Below are 25,940 nucleotides of genomic sequence, written 5' to 3'. Positions count from 1 at the left end.
TACCGGCGCGTGACCAACATAAAACCAAGGAGACCAAATGAAACCGCAGACCCGCCTCACTGTCCTCGCCGCCGCCCTCGCCCTGTGCGGCACCGCTTCCGCTCAGGAAGTCATCAAGATCGGCTTTTCCGGCCCGCTGAGCGGCGGTGCCGCGCTGTACGGCAAGAACGTCCTGTCCGGCATGCAGATGGCCGCCGCCGAGATCAATGCAAAACCCCTGCAGATCGGCGGCAAGAACTACAAGCTGGAAATCGTCGCGCTGGACGACAAGTACAACCCCAGCGAGACGGGCATCAACGTGCAGCGCCTGGTGCAGCAGCATAAGACCGCGGCCGTGCTGGTGCCGCACTCCGGCGGCATCTTTGCCGTGCAGGCGTTCAACGAGAAGGCCAAGGTGCTGCTGCTGGCCTATACCAGCCTGCCGCAGGCGACGGAACGGGGCAATACGTTGACCGTGCGCCTGCCGCCCGACTTCACCGGCTACATCGGCCCGTTCACGAAAGCGATGATGGCCAAGCACGGCAAGAACGTGGCGCTGGCCGCGGCCGACCACGACTACGCCAAGGCGTGGGCGGCCGCCTTCAAGCCGGCGTGGGAAGCGGCCGGCGGCAAGGTCGTCGCCGAGAACCCCATGTCGTACAACAAGGCGACGGACTTCTACAGTGGCGTCAGCCGCGTGATCCAGTCCAAGCCGGACGTGCTGTTCATCGGCGGCGCCTCGGAGCCCACCGCACTGGTCGCCAAACAGGCGCGCGAGCTGGGCTTCAAGGGCGGCTTCATCATCATCGACCAGGCCAAGATCGACGAGATGGCCAAGGTCGTGGGCGGCCTCGCACCGCTGGAGGGATCGGTGGGCGTGATGCCGGTGTCCGGCGACGAGCGCCCGGAACCGGCAGCCTTTACGGCGCGCTACCGCAAGCTCAATCCGGGCAAGGATCCGTCCAGCGAGATCAGCCTGAACTACTCTGGCGTGCACGCCACCGTGGCCGCGATGAAGCTGGCCGGCACGGTCACGGACGCTGCCGCGATCCGCGCCAAGATGGGCGAGGCCTTCAAGACGCTGCCGCCGGAGCACAATCCGAACGATATCGAGGGACTGGACAGCAAGGGCGGGACGGTCGCCAACACGATCATCGGCATCGTCGAAGGGGGCAAGATCAAGGGGCAGTTCCTGCGGGCGATGAATGCGGTGAAGTGATACAAGGGTCTGTCCCCTCGCGGGGACTGACCCTGAAGTTTGGCCGCGTCCCGACGCATCCAGCAGAACTTCAGGGTCAGTCCCTGTGCAGGGACAGACCCTCTCCCTTCTCGTATGTAGCCGGTCCGGGCTAGATCGTCGCCCCACCGTCCACGACGATCGTCTGCCCCGTCATGAAACTCCCCGCGCGCGACGCCAGGTACACGGCCGTGCCCGCGATCTCGTCCGGCTCGCCGATACGGCGCAGAGGCACGCTGGTGTTGACCTGGCGCAGCCGCTCCGGGTCCTCCCACAGGGCGCGGGCGAAGTCGGTCTTGACCAGCCCCGGCGCGATGCAGTTGACGCGCACGTTGTGCGGCCCGAATTCCACCGCCAGGTTACGGGCCAGCTGCATGTCCGCCGCCTTCGACACGTTGTAGGCGCCGATCACCGGCGAGCCGCGCAGCCCGCCGATGGACGAGACGATGACGATCGCGCCGTCGCGCCGCTCCAGCATGGCCGGCGCCACCATCTGGATCAGCCAGTGGTTGGCGATGACGTTGTTGTCCAGGATCTTGCGGAACTGGTCGTCCTCGATGCCCGCGAGCGGGCCGTAGTACGGATTCGACGCCGCGTTGCAGACGAGGATGTCGATGCGGCCGAACGCGCGCTCCGTCCTCTCGACCAGCTCACGCAGCTCCTCCTTCGACGAGATATTGGCGGGCACCGCCAGCGCGGTCCCGGCACCATGCTCCGCGTCGATGGCGGCCGCGACTTCGGCGCACACCTCCGCCTTGCGCGAAGAGATCACGACCTTCGCGCCATGCTGCGCCATCCGCTGCGCGATCGCCAGGCCGATACCGCGCGTGGAACCGGTGATGACGGCCACCTTGCCGGTCAGGTCGAACAGCGACAGGTCAGGCAGCGCCATGCGGCCTCCCCAGGTCGATGTAGCGCTGCAGGTGATGGTCCTCGTCGCCCAGCTGGTGGTCGATCATCACGAGGCGCTTGGCGTAGTGCGACAGCGGCAGCTCCCACGTCATGCCGATGCCGCCATGCAGCTGGATGCACTCCTCCGCCACCAGGGTGCCGATGCGCCCGATCGAGTACTTCGCCGCCGACAACGCCCGCTCGCGCGTGACGCGATCCGCCTCCAGCGCGGCCGCCGCGTTGATGACGGCCGAGCGGGCCTGCTCCACTTCCAGCAGCAGGTCGGCCATGCGGTGCTGCAGCGCCTGGAAGCTGCCGATCGGCACGCCGAACTGCTTGCGCGTGCGCAGGTAGTCCAGCGTTGCCGCCTTGGCCGCTTCCATCGCGCCCAGCGCCTCGGCGCACAGCGCCAGCACGCCGCGGCCGACCGCCCGCTCCAGCGTGGCGTAGCCATGGCCGTCCTCGCCCAGCAGCGCGTGCGCGTCCACCCGCACGCCATCGAACGTCACCTGCGCCACGCGGCCACCGTCCATCGTCGGCATGCCCTGCACCGACAGCCCCGCCGTGCCGGCCGGGACGAGGAACAGCGAGATGCCCCGTTCGTCGTCGACCGCGCCGGCCGACCGTGCCGAGACCACGAACAGCTGCGCATGCTCGCCGTGTGGGACGACGGATTTGACGCCGTCCAGCACCCAGCCGTCGCCATCGCGCCGGGCGCTCATGCCCACCCGCGCCAGCTCGTAATGCGAGTCCGGCTCGTCATGCGCGAAGGTCGCGATCGTGCTGCCTTCGGCGATCCCGGCCAGGAACTCCTTCTGGGCGTTGCTGCCGGCGGCGGCGATGGCTTCGCCGGCCAGCACGGCGCTGCCCAGCAGGGGTTCCAGCACCAGGCCGCGGCCCAGCGACTCGAACACCACCGCGATATCGTGGCCGCTGCCGCCGAAGCCGCCGTCCTCCTCGCGGAACAGCGCGCCCAGCACGCCCAGGTCGGCGAAGCGCGTCCACAGGTCGGTGGAGAAGCCCTGGCTCGAGGCGGCAATGCGGTTGCGCGTCTCGAAGCCGTATTGCGCGGCGATGAAGCGGTCCAGGCTGTCCGCCAGCATGCGCCGTTCTTCCGTATGTTCGAAGTTCATGCGTGTTCCTTTACAGGCCAAGGATCATCTTGGCGATGATGTTCTTCTGGATTTCGTTGGAGCCGCCGAAGATCGACAGCTTGCGGTTGTTGAAGTACTGGGCCGCCGCGGCATGGGCGAAATCGGGACCGAAGTGCGCCGCATCGGCGTCGCCATCCAGCGCCGCCGCGACGAACGGGCGCGCGTGCACGCCCATCGCGCGCCGCGTCAGCGAGAGGATCTCCTGGCGGATCTCGGTGCCGCGGATCTTCAGCATCGAGCTTTCCGCGCCCGGCACGCCGCCGCCGGCCACCGCCGCGATGACGCGCAGGTTGGTGGTCTTCATGTTCTCCAGGTCGATCTCGACGCGGGCGAGCCGCGCCGCGAACGCCGGGTCCTCTGCCAGCGGCCGGCCATTGCGGCGCACCTCGGCCGCCACGCGCTTCAGGCGCTCCAGCGCGGCGACCGACAGGCCGACGCCGGCGATATTGGTGCGCTCGTACGTCAGCAGGTACTTGGCGCAGTTCCAGCCGCGGTTTTCCTCGCCCACCAGGTTCTCCGCCGGCACGCGCACGTCCGTGAAGAACACCTCGTTGACTTCATAGCCGCCATCGAGCGTGATGATGGGACGCACCTCGACACCCGGCGACGTCATGTCCACCAGCAGGAAGCTGATGCCTTCCTGCTTCTTCGCCTCCCGGTCCGTGCGCACCAGGCAGAAGATCATGTTGGCGTGCTGGCCCAGGGTGGTCCACGTCTTCTGGCCGTTGACGATGTAGTGCTCGCCCTGCCCGTCCACGCCGCGCACGGCGGTCGTGCGCACGGCCGCCAGGTCGGAGCCCGCGCCGGGCTCGGAGTAACCCTGGCACCACCAGTCGGAGCCGTCCAGGATGCGCGGCAGCCAGTAGCGCTTCTGCGCCTCGCTGCCATACTTGATCAGCACTGGGCCCAGCATGTTGACGCCGAACGGCACGATGCGCGGCGTGTTGGCCAGCGCACACTCGTTCTCGAAGATGAACTTCTCGACGGCCGTCCAGCCCGGGCCGCCGTATTCCGTTGGCCAGTGGTTGGCCAGCCAGCCGCGCGCGTTCAGGATCGCGTGCCACTCTTCCATGTTGGCCTTGGACAGGTGCTTGCCACTGGCGACCTTGTCGGACAGCCGGGCTGGCAGCCGCTCGGCCAGGAACGTGCGCACCTCGTCGCGAAAGCGCTCTTCTTCGGGGGTGAAATTCAGGTCCATCGCGCTCTTTCAAAAAATCGTTCAGTAGATTTCAAACAGGCCGGCGGCGCCCATGCCGCCGGCGATGCACATCGTCACCACGGCCAGCTTGGCGCCACGGCGGCGGCCCTCCAGCAGCACGTGGCCGACCAGGCGCGCGCCCGTCATGCCGAACGGATGGCCGATGGCGATCGCGCCGCCGTTGACGTTCAGGCGCTCGTCCGGGATGCCCAGGCGCTGCTGGCAGTACAGCGCTTGCGACGCAAACGCTTCGTTCAGTTCCCACAGGTCGATGTCCTCGACCTTCAGCCCGTGCCGCGCCAGCAGCTTCGGCACCGCGAACACGGGGCCGATGCCCATCTCGTCCGGTTCGCAGCCCGCCACCGCCAGGCCGCGGAACGCCCCCAGCGGCCGCAGGCCGGCCTGGCTCGCGAGGCGCGCTTCCATCATCACGCAGGCCGATGCGCCATCCGACAGCTGCGACGCGTTGCCCGCCGTGATGAACTTGTCCGGCCCCATCACGGGCGCCAGCTTCGCCAGGTTGTCGTAGGTGGTGCCGCGGCGGTTGCAGGTATCGGCATCGACCGTCACCTCGCGGTGCGACACGCTGCCCGTTTCCTTGTCGGTGACGGTCATCGTCGTGGTGCAGGCCACGATCTCGTCGCGGTAGCGCCCCGCCACCTGGGCTTCCTCGGTCTTGCGCTGGCTGGCGGCGGAGAAGCGGTCCTGTGCCTCGCGCGAGATGCCGTAGCGGCTGGCCACGATGTCGGCGGTCTCGATCATCGGCATGTACAGCGCCGGCTTGTGTTCCAGGATCCACGGGTCCATCCCGGTATCGGCCCCTTCGCGGGTGCGGATGTGCGAGATGCTCTCGACGCCGCCGGCGATCATCGCCGGCGCGCCGTCCAGCACGATGCGGCCGGCCGCCATGGCGATGGCCTGCAGGCCGGAAGCGCAGAAGCGGTTCACGGTGGTGCCCGCGATCGCGATCGGCAGGCCGGCCCGGATCACGGCCTGGCGCGCGATATTGCGCCCGGTCGTGCCTTCGGGATAGCCGCAGCCGAGCACCGCGTCCTCGATCAGTTCCGGCTCGATGCCGGCCCGCTCGACGGCGGCGCGCACGGCAAACGCCGCCAGCGTCGCGCCGGGGGTGATGTTGAATTCGCCCCGGTGCGCCTTGGTCAGCGGCGTACGGGCGGTGGACACGATGACGGCTTCACGCATGGGCAACTCCTGTTTTGTTGAGACTGTCGAAATCGGCGCCTTCCTCGACCAGGCGCACCAGCAGCGGCGACGGGCGCCAGAACACCGGGTCTTCCTCGGCATAGCGGCGGATGTCCGCCAGCACCTGGGGCAGCCCCACCGTGTCGGCGTACTTCATCGGCCCGCCCCTGTAACGGGGGAAGGCGTAGCCGTGCAAGAGGGTGACGTCGACGTCGAGCGGACGCAGGGCGATGCCCTGGTCGACGACGTTGGCGCCTTCGTTGATCATCGCGGCCAGGTAGCGCCGCACGATCTCGTCGTCGCTGAACGCGCGCGGCGCGATACCGGCGCGCTGGCGTTCGGCCGCGATGATGGCTTCCACTTCCGGGTCCGGGGTGCCACTGCGGGCACCCTCGGGGTACAGGTAGAAGCCGCGGCCCGTCTTCTGGCCGAACCAGCCCCGTTCGCACAGGCGGTCGGCGATCTGCACGTAGCGCGCGGCCGGGTCGCGCGTGGCCGCCTTGCGCTTGCGGGTGGCCCAGCCGATGTCGCCGCCGGCCAGGTCGGCCATCTCGTACGGACCGATCGGATAGCCGAAGGCGCGGATGGCGCGGTCGATCTGGTAAGGCGAAGCGCCGTCCTCCATCATGCGGTCGGCCGCCTGGCGGTACACGGCCAGGATGCGGTTGCCGATGAAACCGTCGCACACGCCCGCGCGCACGGGCGTCTTGCGCAGGCGCCGCGCCAGCTCGAAGGCGGTGGCGACGACGTCGGGGGCCACCTGCGCGGGCACCACGATCTCCAGCAGTTTCATCAGGTTCGCCGGCGAGAAGAAATGCAGGCCGATGACGTCCGCCGGTCGCGCGGTGCCTGCCGCGATGCGGTCGATATCGAGATACGACGTGTTCGTCGCCAGCACGGCGCCCGGCTTGCAGACCCGCTCCAGCTGCGCGAACACGGCCTGCTTGACGGCCATCTCCTCGAACACGGCCTCGATGACGAGGTCGACCTCCGCCAGCGCGTCGTAGGCGGTACTGCCCTGCCAGCGTGCCAGCACGGCGGCGCGCGCATCCGCCGTCATGCGTCCCTTGACCACGAGGCCGTCGTAGACCTTGGCGACATTGGCGCGGCCGCGCGCCAGCGCCGCTTCGTCGCGTTCGATCATCGTCACCGGCAGGCCGGCGTCCAGCAGCGCCACGGCGATGCCCGCGCCCATGGTCCCGCCGCCGATCACCCCCACGCTGTGGATGGGACGCGGCCGCGCGCCGCGCAGCTCGGGCGACTTGGCGGTGGCGCGTTCGGCAAAGAAGGCGTGCACGAGGCCCGCACGCTGCGGACTGTCCAGGCACTCGACGAACAGTTCCCGTTCGCGCGCCAGCCCTTCGTCGAACGGCAGGTCGAGGGCCGCCTGCACGGCATCGACGATCTTCGCCGGCGAGAACAGGCCGCGCGCCTTCTTCGCCGTTTCCGCCCGGGCCGCGTCGATGGCCGCCTGCTGGGCGGCGCGGTCGGCCAGCGCCGTCGCCTCGCAGGTGCGCCGCAGCGGCGCGCCCTGCGCCAGCAGCTCGCGCGCATAGGCCAGGCCCGCGTCCTGCGGCTCGTCGCCCTCGGCGATACGGTCCACCAACCCCAGCGTGAGCGCTTCCTTCGCCCCGATGTGGCGACCGCTCAGCATCAGGTCCAGCGCCGCCCGTGCGCCGACCAGGCGCGGCGTACGCTGCGTGCCGCCGGCGCCCGGCAGCAGGCCAAGCAGCACCTCCGGCAGCCCCAGTTTCGCCGACGGCAGCGCCACGCGGTAGTGCGCCGCCAGCGCCACCTCCAACCCGCCGCCCAGCGCCGCGCCATGGATGGCGGCGATGACGGGTTTGGTGCTGGCCTCGATGCGGTTGCACACGTCCGGCAGCGCGGGCGCCTGCGGCGGCTGGCCGAATTCGCGGATGTCCGCACCGCCCAGGAAATCGCGGCCGGCACCGACCAGCAGTACGGCGCGCACCTGCGCCAGCGTCGCCGCCGTCTCCAGCGCTTCCAGCAGGCCGCGCCGGACGTCCACGCCCAACGCGTTCACGGGCGGATTGTTGATCGTTACCACAAGGATGTCGTCATGCAGCTCGCGGACGACACGCGGGGTTGCGCCGGCATTCATCGTTACTCCTCAGTTTAGGTGTTTCGCTGTGCGGTTTTTGGTTTTGCATAATGAGCCGATCACAACGATACCGCATTCCTGTACTACATGTAAACGTGTTAACCCGCCGAAAAATCGTGGACCGCCCCGATTGCCGTCCTGGCGGCGAGATCGGAGGCTGTCCCCAATTTCGGGAGGCTGTCCCCAATTTCGCTGCTGGCGGCGAAATCGGAGGCTGTCCCCAATTTCGCTGCGCGATACAATGCCGCGACAACCCGACCGGAGGCTCCTTTGAACTGGGATTACCCGCAACCGCACATCCACCCCGTCACGCCGCAGGCGGCCGATATCGACGGCCTCGATCACACCAACAACGCCGTCTACGTGCGCTGGTGCGAACAGGCCGGCTGGTCGCATTCGGAAGCGCTGGGCCTCGACCTCGCCGCCTACCGCCGCCTGGACCGCGCAATGGCGATCGCGAAGGCGGAATACGACTACCTGCTGCCGACCAGCCTGGGCGACGACCTGCGGCTGGGCACCTGGCTGTGCGGCACGGATGGCAAGCTGACGATGGAGCGCCGCTTCCAGCTGGTGCGCGCCAGCGACGGCGCCACCGTCATGCGCGGACGCTGGCAGCTGGTGTGCATCGAGATCGGCAGCGGGCGGCCGAAGCGGATGCCGGCGGAATTTTGCGAGGTGTATTTGCCGGCGGTGGTAGTGCCCTAGGCGGCAGGAGACCGTATCGCTGCCGCAGCTGTATGGCTATCCCTGAAACATTTCCATCAAGCTACGATCAATGCAAAAATAATCTCAAAAGCCTAAACTTCCTGAAATATCCGTGGATACATTCCAAGAGAGGCCCGAGCGGGCCGGAATGCTTATCAGATGGAGTAGTGAAGAATGGTTGCGATTGTTGGCGGAAATGGCTTGGGTGTACAGAACAGCTCGGCGGGCACGCTGGGTTCGGCGGGGTTGTTTGGCAACAGCACCCATGGCGCCACGAAGGAAGCGTTCTACGTCAACGCCGCCACCGGCAACCTCGTCATCAGCGACCGTGACGAATGGCTCGTGTCGCTGGGTGTCGATGTCGCACTGACGCGCACTTATAACTCCCAGGGCAATCTTTCCACCGGCAATGGCCGCAACTGGATGACGGGGCCCGCCAAGCGGATCGGCAACCTGACCGGCACGTTGAACACGGACGGCAGCACCGTCACCCGTACCGACAGCGACGGCAGCAGCCAGCTGTACGCGTTCGACGTGGCAGTCGGGGTCTACCGCAGCACGGACGGCGCCGGCGCCCACGATACGCTGGTGGGCGACGGCACCGGCTGGACCTGGCTGGGCGACAACCGCGACCGCAACGGCGTGTATGAGCGCTATGACCTGACGGGGCGCCTCGTCGCCACCGGCGAAAACCAGAAGGACCGCGTCAAGTACACCTACAACGGCGCCGGCCAGCTCGAGACCGTCACCGACCAGAGCGGCGACGTCAGCCGCTACGAATACGTCAACGGCAACCTGGCCAGGATCCGCACGACCCCGGCCGGCGGCACGGAAGAAGTGCGTACTTACTATGAGTACGACGCGCAGAACCGCCTGACTGCCGTTGTCATCGACATGAGCCCGAAAGATGGCTCCATTGCGGATGGCAAGGTGTATCGCACCAGCTATCAGTATTGGGCCGATAGCGGCCGCGTGAAGCAGGTTTTGCAGAACGACGGCAGGAGCCTTAACTTCGGCTACGACGACCAGGGCCGTGTGACGAGCGTAACCGATGAGCTGAAACACGCTACGTTATTCGACTATTCGGTTCCCGGCCGCACCACGGTGACCGAACCCAGTGGCGACCGCGTCACCTACGCCTACAATGTGCGGCAGCAGCTCAGCAGTGTCACGAGGCACCTCGGTACCAGCCAGCTCATCACCTCGTACTATTATGACGGCAGCGGAAACGTCAACCGCATCGTCAGCCCTGCCGGCCTTGCCACCGTGTATGAATACGACAGCAATGGCAACCGGGTGCTGGAACGCGACGCGGATGGCCGCACGATTACCCGGGTGTACGACCTGGCGACAAACCTCCTGCAGAGCGAAACAACCTACACGGCCCCCGATCCCGACGGCGCCGGTCCGCTGACGGCCTCGGGCGCCCTCACCCGCCGCTATGTCTACGATTCGGCCAATCGCCCGCGTTTCCTGCTGTCGGCGACGGGGAAAGTCACCGAGTACCGCTACAACACGGAAGGACAGCTCGCGGCCGAGTTGCTGTACAACCGTGTGCCCTCCGGTACCGACGCGGCTACCGAAAGCACGTTGAAGGACTGGGCCGCTAGCATCGCGGCGGTGCCCGACAGCATTGCCAGTCGCGTCGATTATGGATACGACGGACGAGGCCAAGTCGCAAGGGCGACGAGCTACAGCGCTTATCAGAATGGCGTCGGCAAGGAGGACGATACCCAGACGGTGCGGCGTTATACCTACGACCAGTCGGGCCATCTGCTCAGCGTGACCGATGGGAAGAATCTTCCTACCACCTATACCTATGATGAGTTGGGCCGGGTGCTGACCCAGGCCGAAGCCAACGGCACGCGCAAGGACACGTCTTATGACGACGTCACGGGTACCGTAAGCACCGGGTACTACGCCGCAGGGCAGGTTACTTCCTATCTGACCCAATCGCAAATCGAATCCCTGCTGACCGGCAATTCGACCTCGTATTATTCAGCGGAGAAGCTGCCCCAGAACAGCGGTAAAAAGTCGTTCGAATATGACGTTAACGGCCGCCTGCGCGCTGTCAAGGACGCCACCGGGAACGCCACCCACACCCTGTACGACAGCGTCGGCCGCAAATCCGCCGAAATCGTTGGCAAGTCGATGGTCGAATACGTCTACGACGTGGACGGCCGGCTGACCGGCACGATCCGCTACGCAGCCGACGTCGATACCAGCCTCCTGATGGATGCAAGCGGTAACCTGCTCTACCCACCCCTGGCCGCCCTGCGCCCCACCGCCCTGCCACAAGCCAACCGCCGCACCTGGAACAATTACGATGCCGGCGGCCGCCTGGTCGCATCGATCGACGCCAACAATTACCTGACCCGCCTGGAATACGACGGTGCCGGCCGCCTGGTCCGCTCGACCGCGTTCGCCAAGCCGGTCGATACCGCCCTGGTCGTCGACGGCAGGATTCCCACCGTCTTCTCGCAGGAAGCCTCCGCGGACGACCGTGTCACGCGCATGTTCTACGACAGCGACGGCAATGTCGTGGGCAAGCTGGATGGCGCCGGCTACCTCACCGAGCTGGTCTACGATGCCGCCGGTCGCCTGGTCGACACGATCACCTCCCTGCAGCCGGCACGGGCCGACCTGCGTGCGACGGGCAACCTCGCAGCGCTGCGCCCGGGTGCGACCGACAAGGTCGCGCACCAGCGCAACCTCTACGACGGCAAGGGCCAGCTGGTCGGCATCGTCGACGCCGCCAACTACCTGACCCAGATCAGCTATGACGCCGCGGGCAACGTCACCGAACGCCGCCAGTACGCCATCAAGGTCACGAACCCGACGGCCGTCACGCTGGACAAGCTCGGCCTGCAGACCAGCGCGGACGACCGCAGCACGTCCTACACTTACAACGAGATCAACCAGGTGCTGACCGAGCGGGCAGCCAACGGCGACATCATCCGCTACGGGTACGACGAAACGGGCAAGCAGGCCTCGGTCACCCGCAGCAGCCCGACCAGCGCGGAGCGGACCACGAAACGGCGCTACGATGCACTGGGCCGCGTCACGGGCGAGCTGAGCGCCGAAGGCGCGGCGAAGCTGACTGCCACGTCCACCCAAGCCGAGAGCGACGCAATCTGGGGCACGTACGGCATCCGCTACAGCTACGACACGGACAGCCGCCGCACCAGCATGATCGACCAGCTAGGCAACCGCACGCTGTACGTCTACGACCAGGACCGCCTCGCGGCGACCGTCAACGCGGCCGGCGACTGGGAACGCTGTACCTACGACGCGTTCGGCGACCTGATCGAGGTGGCGCGCCATACGACTCCGCTGACCTCGGCGCAGATGAACGCCGTCGCAGCGGCCGGCACCCTGGCGTCGCTGCCGACCGCCGGCCCGGCCCTGTACACCCGGTATTACTTCGACAACGACGGCCGCAAGGTCTACACGGCCAACGCCGACGGTTCGGTGCAGCAGGCCGTCTACAACGCATTCGACGAAGTCACCGGCACGCTGCAATACCGCACGCCGCTGTCCCAGATCGCCACGGCGATCGGCGGGCGTGGCCACAAGTCCAGCACGGACCTGGCCACGGTCCCCGGCGGAACGGCAGCCACCCAGCGCGCCTATTATGACGCCAACGGCCGCCTGATCTTCTCGGTCGATGCGAACGGCAACGTGGAAGGCCGCACGTACAGCGCGCGCGACACCGTCGCCAGCATCACGCAATACGGCAAGTCGGGCAGCAACGCTTTGGACGCGACGGCGCTGGCTGCGCTGGCCAGCGCGAGCCTCGACCGCACCCAGTCGTTCAGCTACGACGTGCGCGGCCAGCGCACCGGCGCCATCGACCCGATGGGCTACCGCACCGTCAGCAGCTACAACGCGTTCGGCCAGGCCGACAAGACCACCCGCTTCAGCATCGCAGGCGGCACCTCCCCATCCGTCCTGGACGCCATCGTCCAGACGCTGTACGACAAGGCGGGGCGCGTGCGCGCCACGGTCGATGCATCCAATGTGCTGACCGCGTTCAGCTACGATGCCGACGGCCGGGTCATCGAGCAGGTCACGTATGCCAAGCGTTTCGGAAGCGCGCCAGCCGTGGCCGATATCGAGAAGGCGCTGGCGACAGGCACACAGAGCCTTCCGGCCGACGACACCCGCCAGCGCTTCGTCTACGACAAGAACGGCCGCCTGGCCGCTACGCTGACGTTGCAGGAAGCGGGCGCAAGCAACCGCTGGGCCGTGACGAGCCAGACCTACGACAATGCCGGTCGGCTGGTCCAGCGTACCGGCTTCGCCACGCCATTCACCAGCACCGACCTGAAGCCGCTGGACGCCGCGATCGCGGCCTGGATCGCCGATCCGGCCCGCGCCACCGACGAGGCCCGCGCCAGCAACGCCACGGTCATGTATTTCTACGACGACAACAACCGCGTCGTCGCCACCGCCACGGCGCAACGCGGCACCGGCGCCGAGCGCGAATGGGCGGTCGCGCAGACCGTCTACGATGGCGCCGGCAACGTCCAGCAACGCATCGGACGCGTGACGCCATTGAAGGGCGCGACGCCCACGGCAGCGCAGATCGCGGCAATGACTGCGCCGACACAAGCATCGCTGTACGATGCGGTCACGTTCTACAAATACGACGCCATGGGCCGCGTGACCGCCAGCGCCAAGGCGCTGGGCGAAGGCAAGTGGGCGCTGAGCACGCGCGAGTACGACGCCGGGGGTAACCTGCTGAGCGTGCGCGATCACGCCACGGCGCTGACGAACGTGACGGCGGCAAGCCCCCTGACGGGAACCGTCGACAACAACCGCGACCGCCTGACGCGCTACAGCTACGACGCAGGCAATCGCCTGGTCGCGACCGTGGACGCGCTGGGCTCGGCCGTCCGCCTCGAATACGATGCACGCGGCAACGTGATCAAGTCCACGCAATTCGCCACGCCGGTAGCCGGCAGTGGCCGGCTTGCGCTGAACTTCCAGCCCACGGCTGCCGCCACGGACCGCGTCACCCGTACCTTCTACGACAAGAACAACCGCGCCACCTACGCGATCGATGCCGAAGGCGCCGTCACGTTCCGCCGCTACGACGCCACCGGCAACGTCATCGTATCGGTCGCCTATACCCAGGAGCTGACGAGCGAACAGGCCGCCCGCCTGTCGAGCGAAGCCGAGGTTGCCTCCCTGATGCGGGGGAAAGCCACGCCCGCGGACCGCAAACAATTCTTCGCCTACTATCCCGACGGCCGGCTGCGCTATGCGATCGACCCGCTGGGCTACCTGACGGCAAAGGAATACGACGCGAATGGCCATCTGGCGCGGGAACAAGCTTTCCCGACCGCTATCACGCTGTCCTTGACCGACACGGACTACCAGATCGTGAACGCCGCCGCGACTGCCAACATCGCGCAGACCGCGGATCCGCGCACGCGCGATACTTTCTATGACTACGATGCGGGCGGCAACCTCCTCGCCGTTACCGATGCCCTGGGCAAGACCGAGCGCTACGGCTACGACGCGCTGGGCCGTAAAGTGTCGTTCACGAACAAGCTCGGCAATACGTGGACGTACACCTACGACGCGGCGGGCCACCTCGTCACCGAAACGAGTCCGCTGGTGACCGCCTATGCGGACAGCGAACTGGCCCGTCCAGGCAACTGGGGCGCCGCGGCGCAGCAGGCGCTCGTCACGAAGATGGAATACGACGTGCTGGGCAACATGGTGCGCCGGATCGAGGCGTATGGCGTGCCGGGCAAGGAGCGCGCCACGGTATACCGTTACGACGCGGTGGGCCGGCAGATCGAGACCACCCAGCCGTCCGTGCTGGTCTATAAGGACGACACATCGGAAAACTGGTATGCCAGCGATCCCACGCCGGTGGAAGTGGCGAGCGACCCGCGCACCGTCAAGGTTACCTATGACGCGCTCGGCAACGCCGTCTCCAATACGGACGTGGGCGGCGTGACCAGCTACAAGATCTACGACCGGGCGGGCCGTGTGTGCTGGGAAGTCGATGGCGCCAACTACGTCACCGGCTATGAGCGCAACGCGTTTGGCGATGTCGTCGCGCTGACGCGCCACGACATCGCGACCGCGCTGGCGGACCGGACACTGACTACCGCTTCCGCGGCCAGTTTCGGCGCCCTCGTCTCGAAGAGCGCCAGCATGGACCGCACCATCCGTTACACCCATGATGCCAAGGGCCGGGTATTGTCGGAAATGCAGCCGGTGACGTATATCTACGATGCCCATACCACCACCGGCAACGTCTACCAGAATGCGGGCCGCAAGACCGTCAACGAATACGACGCGTTCGGCGCCATCGTACGCCAGGCGGTGTTCGGCGCGAATGCGGCGGGCGCGGCGGTGACCGAGGCCGCGGTGACGATGTCGTATTACAACGTACGGGGCGAGAAGATCGCCCAGGTGCAGGCATTGTCCGACCTGCCGGCCACCCGCAGCGGCTACCTGACGACGTTCGACTACGATTTCGCGGGCAACCTGCAACGCCAGACCGAATATGCCAACGCCTACGGCAGCTTTACCACCACATCGTTCCAGGGTGTCACGGCGAATCCGGGCAGCGACCGCGTAACCAGCTACCAGTACGACAAGCTGGACCGCAAGACAGCGGAAACGCGTGTCGGCATCGGCTATTACGAAAACGGTGCGCAGAAGACGGGCGATGTCGCCACGACGTACGACTACGATGCCGTCGGCAACCAGGTCAAGGTCACCGACGCCCTGGGCAACCGCGCCTACACGGCCTACGACGCGCTCGGCCACGCCAGCGCCACGTGGCAGGGCCGCGCGGCAACGGACGGCAAGACGGCTTTCACCGAATTCAAGCTCGACATCCTGGGCAACGTGGTCCTGCGTGTCGACTATGCGGACGGCACGCCGGACGGCACCGAAGGCAGCACGCCGGTCGCCACCGCCGCGATGCTGGCCAACGGTGCCAACCGCATCACCGCCACGCACTACGACGCGGCGGGCCGCGCGGTGACGATGGTGGACGCGGAACAGTTCGTCCGCGCGGATGCGGAGCGTTCGGCTGTGTACATGTCGTACGACGTGTACGGCCGGCTGGCGCGCAAGGCCCAGTTTGCCACCGATAACTGGGGCAACCGCCACGTCCAGTTCGAAGTGTCGCGCTACGACGCGCTGGGCCGCGTGCGCAGCGTCGAGACGCCGGGCAACGCCAACCTGCTCACGAACGTGAGCCTGCCCAATCCGAAGCGGCAATACGTGTACAACGCCTTCGGCGAGAAGACCAGCGTTACCATGACTGCCGGTGCCGACTGGCGCATCGTCGAGATCACCAGCTACGACCAGGCTGGCCGCGCGTGGCGCACGAATGCCGGCGACGGCGTATGGAAGGTCACGCTGTTCGACATCCAGGGCAATGCCACCGCGCAGATCGTCAGCACCAGCCTTGACCCCGAGGCGCTCACCTATGCGCAGGTGCCGAGCTCCGTGCTGGCACTGGGCGACCTGCTGCGCACGGACGTGCGCTACGACCTACTGGGCCGGAAGATCGACGTGCGGCGCAGCGACATGGCCTCGCAGGCATTGATACGCGATGCGCGCACCGACAGCTGGTCGGTCCAGCCAGCCGCCACCGCCGCGACGGCACTGCTGCTGCAAGTGGGAGAGCCGGGCGAGAACCCGGCCACCATCAAGGTGCAATACCGCATCAAGGGCAGCAATGCCTGGACCGATGCGGGCCCGGACCGCGTGGCCGCGTATGGCCCGTACACGGGATTCAGTACGGCTGGCCTGCCGATGGGCGACTACGAATACAAGGTCGTCGTGCAGCCGGAGGGCGAAGCAGCGTTCGAACGGACGGGCGGTACCTTCAGCGTCGCGATGAGCCAATCGCGCGACGCCAATGCCATGCTGGCAAGGGTGTATGCCGTCGTCCTCGGCCGCGCGGCCGACCTGGCGGGCCTGAACCATTACGTGACGAAGCTGAACGGCGGCGTGCCCCTCGCCACCCTGGTGATGGACTTCCTCGACAGCACGGAAGGCAAGGCGCGCTTCGAAGGCAAGACGACCGAAGCCATGACCTGGATCCTGGGGCAGGTGTTCGGGCGCCCTCTCCCGGGCGACGAAAACTACACCACCGATCTCAACTGGTGGATCGGGCGCTACGACGCCGCGCGCAGCCAGCCCGGCAACGCCCGGGGCCGGGTCATCCTGGACCTGATCGAAACCGCCAGCGTCCACATGCCGCAGCCGAACACGCCGGCACAAGGCCAGGAATACGTCGAGACGGCAGCACGCAAGCGCCTGGAAGCGCTCGTCGAGGCGGCCCTCAGTTACGCGGTCGACCAGCGCGGCACCAATGCCGCCGATGCGCAAAGCGTGTACAGCCTGGCGCTGACCGACCTGGCCGGCGCGAAGGCGCTGGCCGCGACGCTGGGCAAGCAGAACAAGGACCGCACACAGATCGCGCAAGTTTACCTGGCACTGTTCGGCCGCGCGCCCGAAAAGGACGGCCTTGCCTCGTGGATGGGTGCGATCAGCAATAACCAGTCGATCGAAGTTGTGGCAGACCGCATCCTGGAAAGCGCCGAGGCGCAGGACCCATTGCTTTATCCCAATAAAGGACTGAGTACCCAGCAATATCGGGAACAGCTGGTGCGGCGCGTCTACCAGGTCATGCTGGGCCGGGCCGCCACCGCGGCGGAACAGAGCGACTGGCTGGGCAAGTTGAACGCCGGCACCATTACCAATGGCGGGTTCGTGGTGAAGCTGACGAACCAGGTCAGCACGTACGCCGGCAGCGAGCCGGCACAGATCGCCGAACGCAAGCTGTTCAACAACAAGCTGGCGATCGCCCTGAGCTTCTCGCAGCCCATCGATCCCAACATGGCGATCGGCGACGACCAGTACGTCAGCAAGGCCGTCATTGCGGCGGTCACGTCGCAGCGGGCGATCGACGAAGCGGTGAAGGATGCGCTGATCATTGCCGAAACCAACGCCAATGTCGCCAAGTCCGTACAGGCTGCCGCCGCGGCAGCCGCTGGCGCGCAGCCAATGGAAGACATGCGCACGCAGGTCTCGCGTCTCTACGTGGCCTTGCTGAACCGGACACCGGACAGCGTGGGCTTCGAGAGTCAGTTGACGCAGCTGACGAAAGACAACCAGGGCGTGGCGAGCGTGGCCCAGCTCGCGCTTATCGCCCACAGCTTCATCAACGGTTCGGAGGCGGCAATGCAGAGCACCGTGCTGCCGACGACCCAGCTGCCACGGCTGGAGTTCGTAGAACGGATCTACAAGCTGGCGTTGGGCGAGTTACCGACGAGCGATGGCGCCAAAAACGAGATGGCAGGCTTTGCCGCATTGCTGACCTCGCAGGAAAAGTACGCCGAGGGGGCCGTTGCCATCGTCAATGGCATGATGCGCTTCCAGGGCATGACGGCAGCCGAGGCACAGCTGAGGGCTCGTTATGACAACAAGGTCGCCGTGGGCGTCGCATGCGCCATCAATTTCTCGCCGTTCGGCTGGGGTGGCGAAGGTAAGCTGACGGCAGCACGCGCGGTGTTGCAGCAGGTAACCGCGAACGATACGGGCGAGGCGATCCGGTATGCGTATGCGCAGGCGCAGGTCTTGTTCCGGGAGAAGGCGCAGAAAGCGCTGACCAACGTCGGGTCGGCGCGTGACAGCATACAGGCCAGGGCCCAGGCTGCGAATGCCGCAACCGAGGCCGCCGCGCAACTGGCAACCGCAAAAGCTAATGCCGTCAACCTGACCGACGCCAACCGCCGCGTGACGGTCATGCAGCTGTATGTCGGCCTGCTGGGTCGCGACAAGGCGTCGTTCCAGGCAAATTCCGACCTGGCGGGCTTCGCCGAGCAGATGAAATATCCGACTTATACGGGAGAACGACTTGCCCAAGGGTTTATCGATGCGCCGCCGGAAGGCACGTCGATCTACCCGCCCAGCATGTCGAACGGCGATTTCGTGCGCAAGGTGTACAGCATGATGCTGAAGGGGCTGGCCACGCCGAAGCAGTCCGAAGTGGATTCCTGGATCAACAAGCTGCAGGGACCTAGCGCGCTGACGCGCGGACAGGTTGCCTGGGGCATTCTGTCGAGCTTTACCTCCTACACCAGCGCCGAGCCGGACAAGCAGGCTTCCGATTATCTGGCAGCTCGTAGCGCGTTCCTCACCCGTGTGAGCGAAAGCTTTACCGTTCTGGCTCAGGCATCGCAAGAGGAAATCGCCAAGGCTACGGCCCGCGTGAATGAGCTAGACAGCATCAAGTTGCAACTTGACGGCTTACTTGGCAAGGTTGGCACGACGGAGCAAGGCAGATCTACGGATGTTGCAGCAACGACTAAAGCGCTAAGTGATGCCAACGGCTCAGGGGACCGTACTGCCGAACGACGCCTGACGATCATGCAGCTGTACGTCACATTGCTGCAGCGCGATCCCAACAGCGCAACTGCGCAGAAGCGCACGCTTACACTATCCGAGATTGAAGGCCAACTCAAGCACACCCGCTTGGAAGACGTGGTACGGGTAATGATGCTGAGCGCCGAGGCTAACGGCGCATTCAGCACATCTGACAACACAGAGTTCGTGAAGGTTCTGTACCGCCGCATACTTGGGCGCGAGGCGGACACGCAGGACTCCGTCGCCGATTGGGCGGGCAAAATTAGCGATCAGGCCTCGCGCTATAAAGTCACGTTGGATTTCCTGACGACTTATCTCGGATACAGCGACAGCAAACCCGAGCAGCTTGACACCAGGATTGCCTTTGACGCGAAGATCGAACAGTTCCTCAGGTCGCAGAAGACCGAAGCAAACGATGCCAGTTTGCTGGCGGGGTGGAACGCATTGCAGGCAGAAACAAACGCAAGGGATATCGAAAGCGCGCCGGGTCTCAAGAAGGCCATCCTTGACCAGGCGAAGACCGCGCTTTCAGTTGCGCAGACCAACGCGGCAGACGGCAAAACAGTGCTGAACAACGACTCGGCATTCCGCGAAATCGTCTACTTATACGTTGGGATTCGCGGCAGGACGGACTTCCCCGGGATGGCCCACCAGATCAGAGCGCTGGTACGCATGACAAGCGAAGCTGACCGTGAAACGCTACGTTTGGGGATCGTCAACGGCTTGTTAGGGGAGCCTCAAAGCGCTTACCTGAATCTTTCTACGCGCGCTTTCGTGACCAAGCTTTACGATTTAACGCAGAACCGACGCAGCGTGCCGAGCACAGACATCGACGGTTGGGTTAATCAGCTCAACGCTGGAATTCAAACTCGGAACAGCTTAGCCCTATTTTTCCTGAGAACGGCAGACGGTAAAGCATATCTGACACCGAAGGCCAATACTCGCATCCTCGCTGACAGGAAAATTGCGGATGATTATGTGAAAGCAGAGCAGCCTGCACAAGATACAAAAGATCGGGCACAGACTGCCTACGACAACGCTGTTGAAAATTACAAAAACAATTTTACAGCGGCAACCGCGAAGGCCGTTGCAGATAGAGCAACTTCTGACAATGCTGAGAAAGTAGTCACGACGATAGATGCACTTTCCAGTGTGGCCGAGAAAGTGAAATTGGCAACAGGTGCAGTGCGCGCTGCAAATGCCGCAAAAGCTGACTACCAACGCGCATTCGATCGATCCGAAACTCTGAAAAAAACAGAAGCAGCCGACAGGAATGCCGCTGTAACCTTCGCCCGTGCCACGGAAGCAGCAAAATTCGCCGCATGCTACGCCGAGGGCGGCAAGGCCGATGCGTTGATGGCCGACGCCTACGTCAAGACCGCCGCGATGACGCAAGAGGTTCAACAGACCGCCAAGGTAGCCCAGCTCTACCTGACGGTACTGAATCGCGCCCCGGCTTTGAGCGAACTCGCACACTGGACGAACCGACTGGCTGCTGGGATGCCGCTGACCACGGCCGTGCAGGAACTGATGACCGGCCCCGAAGGCGCCAGCATCTACACCGGCACCACGAACGAAGAATTCGTGACCAAACTGTACAGGTCCAGTTTCGATCGCGCACCGGAAGGGGCTGGATTGCAAAGCTGGCTGAGCGACCTGTCGGGTCCTCCACCCCTCAGCCGCGAGGAACTGGTCAAAAAGTGGATCACAATCGTGCCCCTGCTGGGCAACGACGACAGCATCACGTTCGGCAACCGCGTGGCCGGCAAGCTGCAAACGGTCATCAACGCTGGCGTCACCGACGACCTGATGCCGGCAATCCGCCTGGCCAGCCAGAGCGCGCGCAACGCGGCTGCCAAATACGACGCCGTGGCGCAGGCCACGCTGGCGAATACGACGTCGGCCGCGACGATCCGTCCGCTGGCCCAGCTGTACCGGGCGGTACTGGGCCGCGTGCCGGATGCACCGGGACTGGCTTCGTGGGTGGCCTCGATTAACAAGGAACAACTCTCACGCGCGGCGATCGCCAAAGGGATGATCGAATCGCTCGAAGGCCAGCAGCTCTACCCTGCGGGCCAAAGCGACAGCGACTTCGTCAGGCAGGTTCTGAACCGCGTCCTGGGCCGCCCACCGCAAGATACCGAGGTATCCCGCTGGGAAAGCCGCGCCGCCGACCGCGGCCAGACCGTCGCCGACATCATCGACTACTACAGCAAGGGCACGGACGGCGGCACGGCCGAGGCCGTCCTGCGCGAGCGCTTCAACGCCCAGGTGTCGGACGCCATGGCAACGCTGCAGGCCACGACGAGCCAGCACGCTGCGGCAACCGCCAGGGCCGTCAAGCGCCTGAAGGAAATCGTCAACACCGACAACGTGGCCCGCCACACCCAGGAGGTCGTCCTCGGCAACACCGTCCGTGCCGGCGGCAAGCCGGCCTTCCAGGGCAACCAGCTGACCCTGGACCGCTGGGGCAACGTGCTGTCGATCACCGACCCGCGCGACCCTAACTGGAAGCTGTCGTACACCTACAATGGCGCCAACCAGCAAACGTCGGGCACGGCCCTGGGCGCCAAAGGCAGCCAGACGGCCCTGCAGACAAGCCGCTACGACGCCCTCGGCCGCCTGGTCGGCACGGTCGACGGCCGCGGCGCGCTGACGCAGTACGTCTACGACACCGCCGGCAACCTGGCACGGGAAATCCATGCCGACGAAGGCGTCGTCACCAACACCTACGACGCCTTCGGCAACCGCCTGTCCACCACGCAGCCGGACACCGTCCTCGCCAACGGCGAAGTGCTCACCGGCGTCACCACCCGCTACAGCTACGACCACCTGGGCCACCTGCTGTCCACCCGCACCGCTGCGGTGGACGTGTATCTGGCGATCGACACCGGCTTCGGCCCGCTGCCGTCGAACCTGGTCGCCCACAAGGAACTGGTGCAGACCCGCAAGTACGACGAGCTGGGTCGCCTGGTCCGCAGCCTGGGCTCGAACGATACCGGCACCGAGCAGGAATACGACGGCAGCGGCAACGTGATCTCCACAGCCACGGCTACGTTCGACAAGAACGGCGTCCGCGCCATCTACGGCCGCACGCTGATCGCCTACGACGCCGAGAACCACAAGATCGCCAGCAGGGACGCCAACGGCAAGTCGTTGTCCTGGCAGTACAAGAACGGCCGTCTGCACACCAGCAAAGACATGAGCAACCGGACGACCTGGTACGGCTACGACGCCGCCGGCCACCAGCGCTCGCAGACCTCCGAGCGCGGCCAGAAGCTCTACTACACCTACAGCGGCGACAACCTCGTGCGCATCGACGACAGGGCCACGTCCCTGTCGACCATCTACGCCTACGACAGCGCCGGCAACCGCGTCGGCGAGCGCCAGGTCTACCTGGGCAAGCCGCAAGACGCGCCGACGCGCCTGCAGAACAACACCCTCACCGTCGACAACCTGAACCGCATCACGCGCGTCCAGGACGACCTGGTGACGCTGGACTACGAGTACGACGCCAACGGCAACCGCGTCAAGATCGTCAGCCGCTATGGCAATGCCGATCCGATCACGAAGTTCAACGCCTTCGACGCGATGAACCGCCAGACGATCGTCAACGGCAACTGGGAAGTGGATGCGCAAGGCCGCGGCAAGGCCGTGCGCGGCAGCGGCCACGAGATCACCTACGACCGCTCCGGCAACCGCCTGAGCGACACGTACTCGGGCACCCGCGTCATCAACAACTTCATCTCCTACGGGACCGAGAAGGACGCCGAAACGACCGAGACCTACCGCTACGACGCGGCTGGCCGCCTGCAATCGATCCGGCGCGACGGCCTGCTGATCGACGAGCGTCACTACGACGACGCCGGACGCATCAGCCAGTCCGGCCTGGCGGCAAAAGGCGCACGCGGCGTGGCCGACGTGCTCAAGGCGCTGGGAATCGACATCGCCCAGCGGGTCTATACGTACAACGTCTTCGGCCACATGACCCGCCAGAAGGACCTGAACGCCAGCCTCGATGGGATGCAGGACATCTGGTTCAACGGCTACGACGAAATGGGCAACCTGACCGGCTATGACGTGGTGTCCGCCGCCGACGGCAAAAACAAGGGTATCTACCGCATCGAGTACGACTATCGCGACGCGTACAAGGAGCTGAAGACCACGCTGGCCAAGGACGGCTCGGTGGTCACCAGCACCTATGACGCCAACGGCAACCGGATCTCGATCCTGGAAACGAAGACCGACAAGACGACCGTGCGCAACCGGCTGTGGTACGACGCGGACGGCCACGTGCAGTCGTACAAGCCCGAGGGCAAGGACGGCGGCTTCAACCTGATCGTCAACGGCAACGTGCTGGGCGAGGAAGACGGCGACAAGGACAATCTCCTGGGCTCGAACTACCTGCCCGTGACAAGCCCATCGATGGTCGCGGCACCAAGCAGCTACAGCGTGCAAAGCGCCAACGAGACGCTGCAAAGCATCGCCCAGAGCGTGTGGGGGGACGCCAACCTGTGGTACCTGATCGCGGATGCGAATGCGCTGACGGCGGAATCGGCGCTGAAGGTGGGCGATATTCTGCGGATTCCGGCGCGGGTCAACACGGTGCACGGGGACTACGACACGTACAAGCCGTACGACCCGAGCGAACAGATCGGGAATACGGCACCTGTAATGCCGCCGCCGAAGGCCAAGGGCTGCGGCGTTCTGGGTCAGGTCATCATGGTTGTCGTCGCGGTGGCGGTTACGGCCATGGCATCCGCCCTCCTCGGCCCGCTGGGTGCGGGGCTCGGCGGCCAGTTAGCCACGTTGGCGGTCGCAGGCGCTGCAGGCTCGGTGGCTAGTCAGGCCGCCGGTATCGCCATGGACATGCAGGATGGGTTTAACTGGAAGGCGGTGGCGGTCTCCGCCCTCAGTAACGCGGTCAGCGGCGGCATTTCCGATATGTCGGCTCCTGGTAAAGCGCTCGCCTCAATTGGCGGTCCTGGCATTCCACAGGCAATGGCGCGGGCCGCCGTGGGGAATGTAGTTACCCAAGCAGTATCAGTAGCTACCGGCCTTCAGGATGGGTTCAAATGGCGCAATGTGGCTGCTTCGGCAGTAGGAGCCGGGGTCGGCGCGAAAGCGACGGAATATCTTAACGGGAACAATGGTATTGCTGCCTTGTTTGGCGATAGCAAACTAATGAAGGCTACCGCTAGCGGGTTTGCTGCGGGGGCAGCCGCTGCAGTCGCTCGGGGCGGCAAAATCGAGATTGTTCAGATTGCTGCGGATGCATTTGGTAATGCGCTGGGAGATGATCTAGCAAAAAGGTTCGGACCACCACCACCAACGCCCACGCAATCCTTCTCTGATTCGATTGATCGTGGTCCAGACTGGTTAAGAAATTGGAAATCCGCACCTCTTGGAGCTAGCGGTTACACCAATGGCGAATTTGACCGTGCTGTGCGCGACCAGATGAGTGACTCCGAAAAATTCGCTTCGCTGAATGGAGTTAGCTCAGCAAAACGGAGCGTACCAGAGTTCGACATGTCGAACGCTAGTCAGTCCTTCAGTGAAGGCGCTGCTATGGCTTCCCGAGAGGCACTGGGTACTGAGCAGCGTTACAGGGTGGCCGATAGCAGCATGCGGCTGGTCCCAAATCTGAACCATATAGGACCGAACGGCGAAGCCAATATCGTGTCACCGGCGGAGCCCTCGAGAGGATCTGACTTCTTTGGATATACCAAGACCACACTGCAAAGTTGGGCGCTCGATGGTGCAACATGGGGAGCACGGCGAGGCGATGCGTTAGGAACCGCTGCGTTACATTCGTTTAGCACGCTTGGCGCCCTTACTGACGTGATGTATCCTGGCTCTGAAACTGAGGCTGTGACTGCCGCGGCTGGCGGTGCCGTCATAGGAAAAGTCGCGCCAGTAGCGATGGGCTATTTGAACTCGTTGCCCGTGCTAGGTGATACTCTGCCTCAGCTTGGAGGCAGGCTTCTTGAAGTATTTCCCACCGGCTCTGGAGGGGGTATACTTCATTACGATACCAAACAGGAGCGATCTCGATCTCGGAACGTAATGCCGACGCAACAGTAGCGAGTTCCCTAAGCAGCAATGAATTCTCTATCGTCGACTGGAGCGGATACCCAGCAGGCGTTCCTCAGCCAACAGGTCCATTCCGATTGCTCGAAGGCGCCGAATACAATAAATCTCGCGACGCGGCCAATACGGCGAACCGGACATTACGTAAAGAATGGAATCTAATCGGGGAGCCCGTCGATATTCACGAGATTAACCCTGTTAAATTTGGAGGGAGCCCTACAGATATTACCAATAAAGTAATCATTGACCGGAGCGTCCACAGACAACAAATCACGCCATGGTGGAACAGTTTGCAAAGAACGCTAAAAGACAAGTAAGGCTATTCATAGATTGGCACTAGGAGATTACATATTATGGATGAGATTCACTTAGAGGGCTTTAAGGCGAACGAAGGCACATCACTCAGCAATATCACGCAAGCAGAACAAATGCTGCACTATGCTATACCAGAGGACTACAGGAAGTTTCTTGAAACCTACAATGGTGGGGAGGGATTTATTGGCGAAATTTATGTGATATTGTGGAGGTGTGAAGAATTACCAAATTTTAATCAACAGTATGAGGTGGCCGATTATGCTGATGGCCTGCTTCTAATTGGATCAAATGGTGGAGGGGAGGCCATTGCTTATGATATGAGGCATAGCCCTCCAGAAATTGTCGAAATCCCTTTTGTTGGCATGGATCTCCAGTATGCCCGACTAGTTGCGCATAACTTTACCGAATTTATTAATCCGCCCATACAGAAACCATGAGTAACCATACCTCCTTTAGACGCGCCGACCCATCACTGTATGGAATGGAGATACTTGAAATCAAGCCAATTTTATTGGGTGGCGACCCTACCGACCCAAAAAATAAGGCCATATTAACCCGTCAACAGCACATCGAGGCTGTCAGATATTGGAACAAAACGATAAAGAAGTTGCGCGAAAATAAATAATACTTTCG

At 64.5% G+C, this 25,940-nt stretch carries 9 protein-coding genes; 4 read left to right on the top strand and 5 right to left on the bottom strand.

All coding sequences use genetic code 11. The annotated features are described in order from the left end of the window. Positions 1–37 precede the first annotated feature (37 nt). On the top strand, positions 38–1,198 hold the full coding sequence (locus tag PX653_RS26410; protein WP_277415601.1) for an ABC transporter substrate-binding protein: 1,161 nt from the start codon (positions 38–40) through the stop codon (positions 1,196–1,198). Between the two features lie 130 nt (positions 1,199–1,328). Here the strand turns inward: PX653_RS26410 and PX653_RS26405 are convergent, their stop codons facing one another. The 5 genes from PX653_RS26405 to PX653_RS26385 are packed head-to-tail and all read right to left on the bottom strand — an operon-like array spanning position 1,329 to position 7,784. Next, positions 1,329–2,093 carry an SDR family oxidoreductase gene (locus PX653_RS26405; RefSeq protein ID WP_307731073.1) on the bottom strand — a complete coding sequence of 255 codons (765 nt, stop codon included), beginning with the start codon at positions 2,091–2,093 and terminating at the stop codon, positions 1,329–1,331. Position 2,094: 1 nt separating this feature from the next. Next, on the bottom strand, positions 2,095–3,240 hold the full coding sequence (locus PX653_RS26400; protein WP_277415599.1) for an acyl-CoA dehydrogenase family protein: 1,146 nt from the start codon (positions 3,238–3,240) through the stop codon (positions 2,095–2,097). Positions 3,241–3,250: 10 nt separating this feature from the next. Further along, entirely contained in the window at positions 3,251–4,459 is a 1,209-nt protein-coding gene (locus tag PX653_RS26395; RefSeq protein WP_277415598.1) for an acyl-CoA dehydrogenase family protein, read from the bottom strand. 21 nt (positions 4,460–4,480) lie between these two features. Then, positions 4,481–5,662: an acetyl-CoA C-acyltransferase gene (locus PX653_RS26390; RefSeq protein ID WP_277415597.1), complete on the bottom strand. Its 1,182-nt coding sequence runs from the start codon at positions 5,660–5,662 to the stop codon at positions 4,481–4,483. Further along, on the bottom strand, positions 5,655–7,784 hold the full coding sequence (locus PX653_RS26385; protein ID WP_277415596.1) for a 3-hydroxyacyl-CoA dehydrogenase NAD-binding domain-containing protein: 2,130 nt from the start codon (positions 7,782–7,784) through the stop codon (positions 5,655–5,657). Before PX653_RS26385 ends, PX653_RS26390 begins: the two co-directional genes overlap by 8 nt. A gap of 270 nt (positions 7,785–8,054) precedes the next feature. Here PX653_RS26385 and PX653_RS26380 point away from each other — a divergent pair, with 270 nt between their 5' ends. The 3 genes from PX653_RS26380 to PX653_RS26370 all read left to right on the top strand — a co-directional run bounded on the left by PX653_RS26380 (position 8,055) and on the right by PX653_RS26370 (position 25,744). Continuing rightward, entirely contained in the window at positions 8,055–8,489 is a 435-nt protein-coding gene (locus tag PX653_RS26380) for an acyl-CoA thioesterase (protein WP_277415595.1), read from the top strand. Positions 8,490–8,663: 174 nt separating this feature from the next. Continuing rightward, on the top strand, positions 8,664–24,986 hold the full coding sequence (locus PX653_RS26375; RefSeq protein ID WP_277415594.1) for a DUF4214 domain-containing protein: 16,323 nt from the start codon (positions 8,664–8,666) through the stop codon (positions 24,984–24,986). A 359-nt stretch (positions 24,987–25,345) separates the two neighbouring features. Then, the gene (locus PX653_RS26370) at positions 25,346–25,744 is read left to right on the top strand and encodes an SMI1/KNR4 family protein (RefSeq protein ID WP_277415593.1); all 399 of its coding nucleotides are present in this window, start codon (positions 25,346–25,348) and stop codon (positions 25,742–25,744) included. The last annotated feature ends 196 nt before the right edge of the window (positions 25,745–25,940 follow it).

This window comes from Pseudoduganella chitinolytica, assembly GCF_029028125.1.
GTDB classification, from domain to species: Bacteria; Pseudomonadota; Gammaproteobacteria; order Burkholderiales; family Burkholderiaceae_D; genus Rugamonas; species Rugamonas chitinolytica.
This window is presented reverse-complemented; position numbering and strand designations above follow the sequence as displayed.